Origin of the sequence: Kribbella sp. VKM Ac-2569 (genome assembly GCF_004216905.1) — a bacterium.
GTDB lineage: Bacteria > Actinomycetota > Actinomycetes > Propionibacteriales > Kribbellaceae > Kribbella.
On the sequence record NZ_SGXJ01000004.1, the window covers coordinates 280,357 to 292,820 of the forward strand.

General features: G+C 68.3%; 10 protein-coding genes. 7 read left to right on the forward strand and 3 right to left on the reverse strand.

Annotated features, from left to right (window positions below; all coding sequences use genetic code 11):
- Positions 1-19: 19 nt before the first annotated feature.
- Together EV649_RS27850 and EV649_RS27855 are read left to right on the forward strand one after the other, a co-directional pair.
- Positions 20-643 carry a PAS domain-containing protein gene (locus EV649_RS27850; protein WP_198682736.1) on the forward strand — a complete coding sequence of 208 codons (624 nt, stop codon included), beginning with the start codon at positions 20-22 and terminating at the stop codon, positions 641-643.
- Entirely contained in the window at positions 627-1,751 is a 1,125-nt protein-coding gene (locus EV649_RS27855) for a pyridoxal phosphate-dependent aminotransferase (RefSeq protein WP_130386569.1), read from the forward strand. The genes EV649_RS27850 and EV649_RS27855 overlap by 17 nt, the downstream gene beginning before the upstream one ends.
- Before the next feature lie 6 nt (positions 1,752-1,757).
- Here EV649_RS27855 and cysS read toward each other — a convergent pair whose 3' ends face one another.
- The gene (gene cysS / locus EV649_RS27860; protein WP_198682737.1) at positions 1,758-3,230 is read right to left on the reverse strand and encodes a cysteine--tRNA ligase; all 1,473 of its coding nucleotides are present in this window, start codon (positions 3,228-3,230) and stop codon (positions 1,758-1,760) included.
- Between the two features lie 345 nt (positions 3,231-3,575).
- On the opposite strand from cysS, the gene EV649_RS27865 reads away from it, so the two are divergent.
- Entirely contained in the window at positions 3,576-4,694 is a 1,119-nt protein-coding gene (locus EV649_RS27865) for an endonuclease (RefSeq protein WP_241998747.1), read from the forward strand.
- Positions 4,695-4,697: 3 nt separating this feature from the next.
- Here the strand turns inward: EV649_RS27865 and EV649_RS27870 are convergent, their stop codons facing one another.
- Positions 4,698-7,289 (reverse strand): AAA family ATPase, encoded by a 2,592-nt coding sequence (locus EV649_RS27870; RefSeq protein WP_157996331.1) that lies wholly within the window; start codon positions 7,287-7,289, stop codon positions 4,698-4,700.
- 181 nt (positions 7,290-7,470) lie between these two features.
- On the opposite strand from EV649_RS27870, the gene EV649_RS27875 reads away from it, so the two are divergent.
- The 4 genes from EV649_RS27875 to EV649_RS27890 all read left to right on the forward strand — a co-directional run bounded on the left by EV649_RS27875 (position 7,471) and on the right by EV649_RS27890 (position 11,483).
- Positions 7,471-8,517 carry a hypothetical protein gene (locus tag EV649_RS27875; protein ID WP_130386572.1) on the forward strand — a complete coding sequence of 349 codons (1,047 nt, stop codon included), beginning with the start codon at positions 7,471-7,473 and terminating at the stop codon, positions 8,515-8,517.
- A 2-nt stretch (positions 8,518-8,519) separates the two neighbouring features.
- Positions 8,520-9,551 (forward strand): hypothetical protein, encoded by a 1,032-nt coding sequence (locus EV649_RS27880; protein ID WP_130386573.1) that lies wholly within the window; start codon positions 8,520-8,522, stop codon positions 9,549-9,551.
- A 2-nt stretch (positions 9,552-9,553) separates the two neighbouring features.
- Positions 9,554-10,591 carry a hypothetical protein gene (locus EV649_RS27885; protein ID WP_130386574.1) on the forward strand — a complete coding sequence of 346 codons (1,038 nt, stop codon included), beginning with the start codon at positions 9,554-9,556 and terminating at the stop codon, positions 10,589-10,591.
- Between the two features lie 70 nt (positions 10,592-10,661).
- On the forward strand, positions 10,662-11,483 hold the full coding sequence (locus EV649_RS27890) for a siderophore-interacting protein (protein ID WP_130386575.1): 822 nt from the start codon (positions 10,662-10,664) through the stop codon (positions 11,481-11,483).
- On the opposite strand, the gene EV649_RS27895 is transcribed toward EV649_RS27890, so the two are convergent.
- On the reverse strand, positions 11,480-12,454 hold the full coding sequence (locus EV649_RS27895) for a hypothetical protein (protein ID WP_130386576.1): 975 nt from the start codon (positions 12,452-12,454) through the stop codon (positions 11,480-11,482). The two genes, EV649_RS27890 and EV649_RS27895, sit on opposite strands and share 4 nt — an antisense overlap.
- Positions 12,455-12,464: the final 10 nt, after the last annotated feature.

Genomic DNA, 12,464 nt, shown 5'->3' on the forward strand with positions numbered 1-12,464 from the left:
GGACTTAATGTCCAGAGATATGAAAGCTGAGCATCTGGCGCCCATCGGTGACGCCCTGGCGCGGCTGCTGTCGCCGCACGCCGAGGTCGTGCTGCACGACACCGGCACCGACGAGATCGCCGCGATCTGGAACCCACTGTCCGGCCGCGAGCCGGGCGAGCCGTCGCAGCTCGGTGAGCTGGACGAGCTGACCGAGACCGGACCGGACGTCTACGGGCCGTACCCGAAGACCCTCCCCGACGGCCGGCGGTTGTCCAGCGTGAGCGCGGTCGTCCGCGACGACGATGGCAAACCGGGGTACGTGCTCTGCGTGAACGTGGACCGGACCGCGTTCGAGGAGGCGAGCCGGCTGCTGGCCGCGCTCGCGGCGCCCGTGGCTGGGCAGCCGCGGGTGTTGTTCGAGCACGACTGGACCGAGACGCTGAACGAGCTCGTCGCCTCCTACGTCCGGGAACGTGGGGTCGCGGCTGACCGGCTGACCAGGGCGGACCGGCTGGAACTGCTCGGCCGGCTGGACGCCGCCGGCGTACTCAGCCAGCGGAGATCGGTGCCGGCCGTTGCTCGCGCCCTGCGGATCTCGCGCTCCGCGCTCTATCAGCTGCTCGGTCAAGCCCGGAAGGAACCGGATGCCGACTCTGCCTGATTTCCGCCTGGAGACCTACTTCGCACGGTGGGAGTTCAGCGCGCGCTACCACCTGACCGCGTCCGACGCGCAGACGCTGCCGATGTCCGAGCTGCTCGCGATGGCCGACGACGACGGCCGCGAGCGGTGGGAGTCGCTGGCCCTCGGCTACACCGAAACCCGGGGTCTGCCGGCGTTGCGCGAGGCGATCGCAGCGACGTACTCCGCGGCGCAGGCCGACGACATCCTGTGCTTCGCGGGCGCCGAAGAGGCGATCTACCTGGCGATGCGAACGCTGCTCGAGCCGTCGGATCACGCCGTCGTCCTGACTCCCAACTACCAGGCAGCAGAAACAATCCCGCTGTCGGTGTGTGAGGTGACCGGGGTGGCGCTGCAGCCAGGCGACGGTTGGACACTCGACGTCGACGCGATAGCAGCCGCCCTGCGCCCGAACACCCGGCTGGTGTCGGTCAACTTCCCCAACAACCCCACCGGGGCGCTTCCTTCGCCGGACGCCTGGTCGCGACTCGTCCAGCTGTGCGACGAGCGCGGCATCATCCTGTTCTCCGACGAGGTCTACCGTGGCCTCGAAGTGGATCCATTGCCTCAGGCAACAGATCTTTCAGGTACGGCGATCTCCCTCAACGTGATGTCGAAGGCGTACGGGTTGCCGGGCCTGCGGATCGGGTGGGTCGTCTGCCGCGACCGAACTGTCCTGGATCGGCTCGAACGGGCGAAGCACTACACGACGATCTGCAACGCGGGGCCGAGTGAGGTCCTCGCGCTGATCGCAGTGCGCGCCCGGGACCGCATCCTGGAGCGCAATCGGGGCGTTGTCGCGCGGAATCTGCCGCTGTTCGAGGAGTTCTTCGGGCGGTATCCGGAGTTGTTCGAGTTCACCGCCCCGGACGGCGGATGCGTTTGCTATCCGCGCTACCTCGGCGCTGACGGGGTCGAATCCATGTGCGCCGAGCTCGTCGAGCACGCCGGCGTGCTGCTGCTTCCGGCGGGTATCTACTCGTCGGAGCTGACCGCGACCCCGACGGATCGCTTCCGGGTCGGGCTCGGCCGGAGCGGGCCGGACGAGGCTCTGGCGGTCTGGTCCGACTGGCTGGAGAAGCGTTGGTGAAGGTGATCAGCTGACGCGGGTCCAGGTCGGGCCGTTGGCGGTGTCGGTGACCTGGACGCCCAGCTCGGTCAGCTCCGCGCGCAGGGCGTCGGCGCGGGCCCAGTCCCGAGCGGCGCGAGCGGTCTCGCGGTCAGCGACCAGTTGCTCGACCGCGGTCTCATCGAGCTCCGGCAGCCCGGTCGCGGTCGGCTCGACGTCCGCCGGGGTGAGCTGGCCGAACGGCAGCCCGAGTACGGCGGCGCACGCGGCCACAACCGCTCGCTGCCCCGCCTCGGACAGCGCCTGATCACGCAGCGAGTCCTGCAGCAACGCGAGCACGCGCGGCGTGTTGAGGTCCGAGCTGATCGCATCGTCGATCTGGTCGATCACCGCAACGGCCGCGGCATCGTCACCAGCCGCCGCACGAGCCTCGTCCGCTGTGGTCACGGACGGCAGCGGACCGAGCGACGACGTACGGCGGACCAACCGGCGCAGCGTGGACTGGGCGCTGTCGAGTCCGGCCATCGTGAATTCGAGCTGAGCGCGGTAGTGACCGCCGAGCAGGAACAGCCGATAGGCGAGCGGATGGAATCCCTGCTTGGCCAGGTCGCTGACGGTCAGGATGTGACCGGCCGACTTCGAGATCTTCGCCGAGCCGAGCTGCAGGAACTCGTTGTGCAGCCAGAACTTCACCCATGGCTGCCCATCGCCGAGGTACGCCTCGCTCTGGGCGATCTCGTTGACGTGGTGCAACTGCCGGTGGTCCACACCGCCGGTGTGGATGTCGAAGTGTTCGCCGAGCAGCAGCATGCTCATCACCGAGCACTCGAGATGCCAGCCGGGTGCTCCCCAGCCCCACGGCGAGTCCCAGCGCATCGCCCGCAGCTGCCCCGGAGCCTCCGCACGCCACAGCGCAAAATCGGTCTTGGCCCGCCTGCCGGGCACCTCCTCGACCCGAGCGCCCTCGAGCTGACCGCTCACGTCGATCAGACCGAGCTGCCCGTACGTCGGATCCTTCGACGTGTCGAAGTACAGCCCGGACTCGATCTCGTACGTGAAGCCGCGCTCGACCAGGCGTTCCGCAAACGCGATCATCTGCTCGACGTACTGCGTGGCACGCGGATAGTGGTGTGCGGGCAGGATGTTCAACGAGGCAAGGTCGGCGAAGAACGCCTCGGTGTACATCGCCGCGATCTCCTCGACCGACCGGCGTTCCCGGGCGGCCGCTACCTCCAGCTTGTCCTCGCCGAGCTCGGCCTCCGCGACCGCGTGGCCGACGTCGGTGATGTTGATGACATGCTCGACCTGGAGGCCCTTCCAGAGCAGGGCCCGGCGCAAGGTGTCCGCGAACGTGTAGGCGCGCAGATTGCCGATGTGCGCATAGCTGTAGACCGTCGGCCCACAGCTGTACAGCCGCACGACGCCGTCCGTGGCCGGCGCGAAGTCCTCCACGCGGCGCCCGAGCGAATTGAACAGCCGCAACGGCCTCAACACGGTCACCCGCGCGATGCTACCGGTCGGAGAGTGAGATGGCGCACACGAGCCATGGACAACGCGTGCTGGAATGAGTACGGTCCGTAAACGGCGTCCGCACCACGCCGACCTCGACGGTGAGGTGCCGCCCGCCAGTGGCGCCTCGCTGGTGCGTGGGCAGAGCAGGCTGCGGCTGTGCGTCTCGGCCTGATGGGGGCCCATTCACCCAGGTGGGGTGGTGAACGGCACTCACTCGTTCATCGCCCCACCGGTTCAACTCTTCATCAAGTGTTTGCATGCCGGAGGTTCGTCGGCTCGGCATCCGGGGCAGACTGACCTGCGTCCGGTCCCCAACCGCCCCTGGGAGTAGCCGTGTCCCGACTCTTGCGTCCGGCGCTGCTCGTCACCGCCGTACTGGCCCTGCTCGGTTTCGGCATCACGCCGTCCAGTGCCGCCACCTCGATCACGGTCGCCACGGCGATCGGCCGTCAAGACGGTTCGACCGCTTCGGTCACCGGGTACGTGGTCGGTCAGCCGACCGCCACCACCACCGTTGTCCGTAGCAACTTCCCGAACGACTACGCGCTGGCGCTCGCCGACTCGGCGTCCCAGACCAGCACGTCGTCGATGCTCTACGTCCAGATCCCGACCGCGTTCCGCGCGTCGTACGGACTGCAGAGCAACCCGAGCCTGCTCGGCAAGCAGATCACCGTCACCGGCACGCTGGCGGCGTACTTCTCGCACCCCGGCCTGAAGAACGCGACCGCCTTCACCGGCGGTGGCGGCACGGATCCGGGCCCGGATCCGGGTGACTACTATGCCGGCGCCGAGGGCAAGACCGGGCCTGCGCTGAAGTCCGCGCTGCACACGATCATCTCGAGCCAGACCAAGCTCAGCTACGACCAGGTCTGGGACGCGCTGAAGGTCACCGACCAGGACCCGAGCAACAGCAGCAACGTCATCGAGATCTACTCCGGCCGCTCGATCAGCAAGACCCTCAACGGCGGCGACGCCGACGACTGGAACCGCGAACACGTCTGGGCCAAGTCCCACGGCGACTTCGGCACCGCGACCGGCCCGGGCACCGACGTCCACCACCTCCGCCCCGAGGACGTGACGGTGAACTCGGCCCGCGGCAACCTCGACTTCGACAACGGCGGTACGTCGGTCGCCCAGTGCTCCGGCTGTACGGCGGACTCGGACTCGTTCGCGCCCCGGGCAGCGGTCCGCGGTGACGTCGCCCGGATGATCTTCTACATGGCCGTGCGCTACGAGGGCGACGACGGGTTCGCGAACCTCGAGCTGAACGACTCGGTCGGCAACGGCACCGCGCCGTACATCGGCAAGGTCTCGGTGCTGAAGGCCTGGGCCGCGGCCGACCCGCCGGACGCGTTCGAGAAGAACCGCAACGAGGTCATCTACAGCCAGTTCCAGCACAACCGGAACCCGTTCATCGACCACCCGGAGTGGGTCGCGTCGATCTGGCCGTAAGGGTCAGCGGTTCTGCTGCACGTCGTGTTTCGCGCCGAGGGCGGGCCGGTGGTCCACGGTCCGCCCTCCGGTCGTCGTGAGCTGCGCCTGCGACCTGACCGGTGCGGCGATGCCGGTCAGGGCCGTGGCCGTGCCGAGCCGGGTCTGTACCCAGTCCTGGAAGCCCGGGTCGGTGACGTGGATCCGGAAATCGGTGCGGGTCAGCAGGCCGCGTGAGATCAGTGTCTTGGACGCGTCGTCGAGGTCCCACCGATCCGGACTCGTAGTCCGGGACGGGATGGGTACGCCGTGAGACCCGTGCGCCGCGGTCTTCGCGAGCAACGCCATCTCGTGGTTCGAACAGTTGGCCCAGGCAGCGGCGTACAGGGCCTGGGATCGCGTGTTCAGCCGGGAGGCCGCGGTGACGGCGATCTCGGTGGTGATGGTGTTCTCACCGGCCTGAACGAGCTCGAGGGCCGCGCCGGCCAGCGTCCGCAACCTGCTCGGGTGGCCTTGTGCGCCCCCCACCAGTTTGTCCACAGCACCCGGATCGCACTGGACACCGGACTTGGACAGCGGCCGGACGAGTGCCCTTTGCATCTCGTCCGCGTTCAGCGGTACCAGCTCGCGGACGTCGAGCTTCAGCTCGGTCTCCGTCCCGGAGCGGCCACCCGACGCGGACAGCAGCCGGGACTCCATCTGGTTGCCGCCCGCCGCGATCAGGAACGCCGGTTTCCGGTTCTCGTGCAGGGTGGCCGACAGCCCGGTCAGCGCGACCAGATCGTTGTCCGAGGCGGCGTCCAGGTTGTCGACCATCAGCACGATCGGCTCGCGGCGCGGGCCGGCCATCGTGCCGAGATGTTCGCCGAGCTCGCTCAGGGTTCGGCCGACCGAGTCCTTCGTGACGCCTTCCCATGCCCGGTGGACGCCGATCTTCGGTCCGGGCGCGAGGCCGGCCCGGAGTTGCGCGGTGTTCATCGAGTTCTTGGTCCGGACCGCCATCCGGTTCAGGATCTCCTTCAGCTCCTTGACCTGGTCGGCCGGATACCGCCGCTTGAAGGTGTCCAGCTCGGACTGGACGGCGCGAATGATCCTGGCCTCCACCGACTCGCGTCGGGAGGCGCTGAAGCGGATCGCGATCCAGCCCTCCCGGTCGGCCAGAGCTTTGGTCCGGTTCAGCTCCTGGCTGGTGCCGATGCCGGGGGGTCCGGTGAACAACACCGTTGTTCCGATGGGGAGTCGCTGGTCCAGCGAGATCGGCCGGCCGTCCTTGTCCTTGCGGTCGATCTGCTCGACGAGCTGATCGGACGTGCCGAACACCCGGTTGACCGCAGCCCGGTCTCCGGCCAGGTGCACCGGCGCCAGGTTGGCGGAAGGCCGGCCGACTTCGGGCCCGCGGGCCGGTGCCGGTGTCTGGTCGAGGTGCTGGTTGAGCCAGTCCCGCAACCCCTTGTCGGGGATCGTCACGAGTTGGCCGTCGTGCTCCCGGAGCATTCCGCGGGCGACCAGTTCCTGGCGCGCCTTGTCGACCTGTTGCCACTCGCCCGACAGATCTGGCCGGGTCTCGGGCGGCATGTACAGACCGTTCGTTCCCTGCGCCGCAACCCTGGCGAGGAGATCCTTCTGGGCGTGCGTGGTCTCCGGCTGGTTCCACTTGCTCTGGTAGCTGTGTTCCGAGTCCGTCCAGACCCTGGTGGTCGCCGCTTCCGCAGCCGCCGCCGTGATCCCGCGCTCCGGGTCCCGCATCGCGACAGCGGCCAGGGCGAACTTCCGCAACTGGCTCGGGTTGCCGTTGGCGGCGCGGACCAGTACGTCGATGCCGGCGTACTCGTACGGGATCTGCGCGTCGTCGAGCGGCTCGGTGAGGGACACGGCGAGCTCCGCGTCGGACAGCGGCTCGAGCTCGCGGACACTGAACTGGTTGGTGATCGTGGTGGCGATGCCGGACATCCGGCGGGACGCGTGCATCAGCGAGCTCGTCGACTTCGTGCCGCCGGCGATGACCAGCCAGACGGGACGATCCAGTTCTTCGAGATGGATCGCCAGGTCGTTCACGCCCGCCTGGTCGTGCTCCGACGCCGCGTCGATCTTGTCGATCAGCAGCAGGATCGGCTCGTTCTCGTGGCCGGCGATCCGGCCGAGCTCGTCGGCGAAATCGTTCAGCGTGGTGCCGAGCTTGTCGTGCGCGGTGGTGTCCTTCTCGCGCTTACCGACGAACTCGACCGGTACGGGACCGCCGCCGAGCCGCGCTTCCCATCCCCACCGGGTGTTGCGGCCGCTCTCGGTCAGGTCGCGGACCGTCTTGCTGAGGCCGCGTACCTGGCGCTTGCCGAACCTGTCCTGCAGGTCGTCGAGCTTCTTCCGGAACGCGGTGGTCAGGTGGTGCTCGAGCGGGATGTTCTCGGACGCGGTCACCCTGATCGTGGTCCAGCCGTGGACCTCGGCCAGATCTTCCACCCGGTTCAGTTCGGTGGTCTTGCCCATGCCGGGCGCGCCCTGGAAGAGGATCGCCTTGCTCTCCGGCAGTACGCCGCTCAACGAGAGCGGCGTACCGAGCTGGTCCCTGCGCGTGATCCAGTACGCCGGGTGCCCGTCTGCTCCGAAGACCTGGCTCATCGCACCAGCGTGCGGACCGTAGCCGTCGCCGACGCGGTCGATGCGTGGCCGGTCGGTTAACAGTCGGCTCCCGGAAGTTGAATCACGGGCTCGCGGCAACCGGTCTACACACCGCGACCCGATCGCGCACACCTGAGCCGAAATGCTTGGAAGCGGCATGTACCGCTGTCACCCTCAGTGCATGAGAATCGGACGAGTGCTCGCGGCGCTGCTCGCCGTACTCCTCGCCGGCCTGCTGCCGGCTGGTGCTGCGCAGGCCGACCCGGATCCGAACCTGACGATTTCGCAGGTCGTCCTGGATCGCACCTCGGTCGCGGTCTCCGGGCTGAACACGTACCCGATCAACGTCACCGTCAAGGGCGGCTACAACTCCAGTGAGCCCGGGGACGCCGGCCTGGTGCTGAACGTCGTCCTGACGCGCACCGGCGGCACCGGACCGCGGGACAGCATCGTGTCCGCCGACCTGAAGCGGACCGGCGGAACGGTCCAGAACGGCACCTGGACCGGCCGGCTCAACGTCGCGTCCACGGCGAACGGCACCTTCAAGGTCACCGGCGTGATGACCGGCCCGTACGGCGCCCCGGACCCGGGGACCCCGGTCGACCCGACGCCGTACTCGGGCCAGACGATCACGGTGAAGGGCACGAACCTGCCGAAGATCACCGCGTCCGTGAACCCGCGCGTGGTGCCGTGGGACACGCCGTACTCGATCACCTGGGCGGTCACGAACACCGCGACCGGCAAGCCGTACGGCACCCGGATCCCGATCGGCCTCGGCGTCGACACGCCGTGCGCCGAGGGCGGCAGCCCGATGTACAGGACCGGGACGAACGGCCTGATCACCAAGTCGTACACGGCGTACGACGGCGGCGCGATGAACTGCGCGCACGTCTACGCCGACCCGTACTACATCGTCGGCCAGTGGCTGTTCGTCGCGCACCCGGCGATCGTGTCGGCGGTGCCGTCGAAGACCAGCGCCCCGGTCGGGACCGTTGTCCCGGTCAACGGTTCGGTCTACCGCGTGAGTAGTTGCCCTGTGCATCTACAGCGGCTGTACGGCGCCTCGCAGTGGCGGACCGTCAGCTCCGCGACGGTGCGGCAGTCCGGCCGGTTCACGGTCAACGCGCAACCGTCGTACAAGGGCCTGATTCCTTACCGGGCCTACTTCCCGACCTGCCACAACATCGTCGCGGGCGTCAGCAAGACGTTCTACATCCGAGGGATCTGATGATGAGAATCCGAGTTCTCGCTGCGCTGCTCGCGGCACCGCTGGTCCTGGCCGTCTTCCCGGCCGCGGCCCAGGCCGCCCCCGACCCCGACCTCAAGATCGACTCGATCACGCTGAACAAGACCAGCGTCGCCGTCAGCGGACTCAACACCGCACCGGTGACGGTGACGGTGAAGGGAACCTACGGCGCCGACACCAGCACGCCGGTGAACGTGATCCTCGAGCGGACCGGCGGCACCGGCTCGGAGCGGACGCTGTTCTCCACGAACCTGCCACGGCTCACGAACGGCACCTGGAGCGGATCGCTGCTGGTCCCGTCGACGGCGAACGGCACCTTCAAGGTGACCGGCGTACTGACCGGCCCGTTCTTCCCGGGTAGCGGGAGCATGACGGAACCGACGCCGTACGCTGGTCCGTCGCTCGCGGTCACCGGGACCCACCAGCCGAAGATCACCGCGTTGGTGTCCCCGAGGGTGGTGCCGTTCGGCTCCGGCTTCTCGATCAAGTGGGCCGTCACCGACGCGCAGACCGGCAAGCCGTACGGCAGCAAGCTCCGCGTCGTCCTCGGGACCGACAACACCTGCGCCGAAAACTGGGGTCCGGGCTACACGAACCTCACCGACACCAGCGGTGTGGTGACCAAGTCCTACCCGGCCTCGGATGCCCAATGGGTCAACTGCCTGCTGCTGCCCGGCGACCCGTGGTCGATCGGCGGACAGGGACTCAACGTCGCCCGGCCCGGCATCGTGACCGCGGCGCCGTCGAAGACCAGCGCACCGGTCGGCACGATCGTCCCGGTGAACGGCGTCGTCCAGGGTGCGCCGTCCGCCTGCAAGGTGTACCTGCAGCGGCTGTACGGCGCCACCCAGTGGAGGACGGTCAGCCCCGCAGGCAAGATCCGCTCCTACAGCGGAAAGTTCACGCTCAACGCGCAGCCGGCGTACAAGGGTCTGATCCCGTACCGCGTCTACTTCCCGAGGTGCTACAACTACCAGGCAGGCGTCAGCAAGGCCTTCTACATCCGAGGCCTGTAATCATGCGCCGAGCACTCACCGCCCTGCTCGCGGCGCCGCTGGCGCTGGTCGCCTTTCCGCTCGCGGCACAGGCCGAGCCCGATCCCGCTCTGCACATCACCTCGGTTGCGCTGAACAAGACGAGCGTCGCCGTCAGCGGGCTCAACACGGCGCCGGTCACGGTGACGGTCAAGGGCGTCTTCGACACCGGCTCGTCGACCGACGAGAAGGTCCCGGTCAACGTGATCCTCGAACGCACCGGCGGTACCGGCCAACTGCGGCAGTTGCTCTCCACGAACCTGATCCGCAACGAGACGACCGGCACCTGGAGCGGACCGCTCAACGTCCCGTCGACAGCGAACGGCACCTTCAAGGTCACCGGCGTGATGACCGGCCCGTTCTTCCCGCCCAGCCCGCCGATCACCGACCCGACGCCGTACGCCGGTCCGTCGATCACTGTCACCGGGACGCATCAGCCGAAGATCACTGCGGTGGTGACGCCGAAGGTGGTGCCGTTCAACCAGCCGTACACGATCAAGTGGGCTGTCAGCGACGCACAGACCGGCAAGCCGTACGGCAGCCGGATCCGGGTCGCGCTTCAGACCAACAGCGGCTGCGTCGAGTACTTCGGGCCGAAGTACACGAACACGACCGACACCAACGGCGTCGTGACGAAGGCGTACCCGGGTGTGTCGATCACACCCATCACCTGCCTGCTGCTTCCGGGCACTCCGGACGCGAACGGATGGCTCTCGTTCGTACCGGCCCGGCCGGCCATCGTGTCCGCGGCGCCGTCGAAGACCAGCGCACCGGTCGGCACGATCGTCGGTGTCAACGGTTCGGTCATGGGCGGGCCGTTCAACTGCCCGGTGCACCTGCAGCGCTTGTACGGCGCCTCGCAGTGGCGGACCGTCGGCTCCGCCGCGGTGCGGGCGTCCGGGCGGTTCACGCTCAACGCGCAACCGGCGTACAAGGGATCGATCCCGTACCGGGTCTACTTCCCCGCCTGCCGTCCGTACGTCGCGGGCGTCAGCAAGGTGTTCTACATCCGCGGAACCTGACCTGTTCGGGCGGGTGAGTTAGGCTTACTTAGGTAGCCCTAACTTATCCGCCCGAGAGGACCGTGGTCGAGTGACCAGCCCTGCACCCCGCCGTAATCGCGTCTGCAAGCGCGCGGTCGTTCTGAGGACCGAGCGGATCACCCCGCACATGATCCGGGTCGTGCTCACCTCCGACGACTTCGCGGACAACGGCTTCACCGATCACTACGTGAAGCTGCTGTTCTGCAAGGACGGCGTCGAGTACCCCGAGCCGCTGGACATGGGCGTGGTGCGGGAGACGTACCCGGCCGAGCAGTGGCCGACCATGCGGACCTACACCGTCCGGAGCTGGGACGAGGCGACGCGGGAACTGACCATCGACTTCGTCCACCACGGCGACGAGGGCATCGCGGGTCCGTGGGCGGCGTCGGCGCAGCCGGGTGACGTGCTGTGGTTCAACGGCCCCGGCGGTGCGTACGCGCCGGACGAGGCGGCCGACTGGCATCTGCTCGTGGGTGACGAGAGTGCGCTGCCGGCGATCGGCGCCGCGGTCGAGCAGTTGCCGCCGGGTGCGCGCGCGACCGTCCTGCTCGAGGTGGCGGACGAGACCGAGGAGCAGAAGTTCGGCGGCTCGGGCGAGGCCGACGTGCAGTGGTTCCACCGCGCGACCGCCGACGGTGAGCGCGGCGACGGTCTGGTCGCGGCCGTCGAGGCTCTCGACTTCCCGGACGGTACGCCGCAGGTGTTCGTGCACGGCGAGGCCGGATTCGTGTTCCGGATCCGCAAGAACCTGTTCCAGGAGCGTGGACTCAGCCGGGACCAGGTTTCGCTGTCCGGCTACTGGCGGCTCGGCAAGAACGAGGACGGCTGGCAGGCGGAGAAGGCTGAGACCGCCCGCCAGCGGTCTTCCTAGAGCCCTCGGATGTAGAACACCCTGCTGACGCCGGCCAGGTAGCGGTAGCACTTCGGGAAGTAGACGCGGTACGGGATCAGACCCTTGTACGCCGGTTGCGCGGACACCGTGTAGCGCCCGCTCTGCCGCGTCTTCGCGGTGCTGACCTGGCGCCACTGCGAGGCGCCGTACAAGCGCTGCAGCAGGACTGGGCAGAAGGCCGCCGGGCCGAGCACGCTGCCGTTGACCGGCACGACCGTGCCGACGGTCGCGCTCGCTTTCGACGGCACGGCCGACACGACGCCGGGCCGGATGACGGCGAGACCGAGACCGGTGATGTCGAGCGGGGTGCTCTTGATCCGCAGGCAGTTGACCCACTCGCCGGCACTGGACGGGTACGACTGGCTGATCAGACCGCCGGTCGTCGTCAGCACGTTGACCCCGCCGGCTTCCTCGGCGCACTGGTTGTCGACGCCGAGCATCGCCCGGACGCGAGTGCCGTAGGGCTTACCAGTGGTCCGGTCGGTGATCGCCCAGGTGATCGTGTAGTTCGGGCCGAACGGCACGACTGCCGGTGTCACCTTGGCGGTGACCTTCGGCTGATGCGTGCCGGTGATGGTCAGGGTCGGGCCGTCGACCGGTGTCGGGTCGGGCAGCATCCCGCCCGCCTGCCAGGTGAAGTACGGGCCGTACGAGACGCCGTACACCTTGTAGGTCCCGTTCGCGGTGGACGAGATGTGCACCGGGCCGGACCAGACCCCGTTCTGCACCGTGCCGGAGGTGCGTGGCAGATCGGTCGAGAGCAGCTCGGTCATCGGGCCGGTCCCACTGATCCGCTTGATGTACACGAGCAGTACCAGGTTGTTGTCGTCCGGGTTGGTCGTGTCGTACTTCGCCGCGACGGTCAGCTTCACCGGGACGGTGTTCAGCCCCGATACCGCAATCGACGTTCGGTCGGCTGTGACGCTCGTGACCGTCAATTTGGGATCCACCGCAGCGTCA

Excerpts from the sequence above, each read along its gene's own strand:
- EV649_RS27850 (WP_198682736.1), top strand. The coding sequence starts at position 20 with ATGAAAGCTGAGCATCTGGCGCCCATCGGTGACGCCCTGGCGCGGCTG.
- EV649_RS27855 (WP_130386569.1), top strand. The coding sequence starts at position 627 with ATGCCGACTCTGCCTGATTTCCGCCTGGAGACCTACTTCGCACGGTGG.
- EV649_RS27870 (WP_157996331.1), bottom strand. The coding sequence starts at position 7,289 with ATGAGCCAGGTCTTCGGAGCAGACGGGCACCCGGCGTACTGGATCACG.
- EV649_RS27875 (WP_130386572.1), top strand. The coding sequence starts at position 7,471 with ATGAGAATCGGACGAGTGCTCGCGGCGCTGCTCGCCGTACTCCTCGCC.
- EV649_RS27880 (WP_130386573.1), top strand. The coding sequence starts at position 8,520 with ATGAGAATCCGAGTTCTCGCTGCGCTGCTCGCGGCACCGCTGGTCCTG.
- EV649_RS27885 (WP_130386574.1), top strand. The coding sequence starts at position 9,554 with ATGCGCCGAGCACTCACCGCCCTGCTCGCGGCGCCGCTGGCGCTGGTC.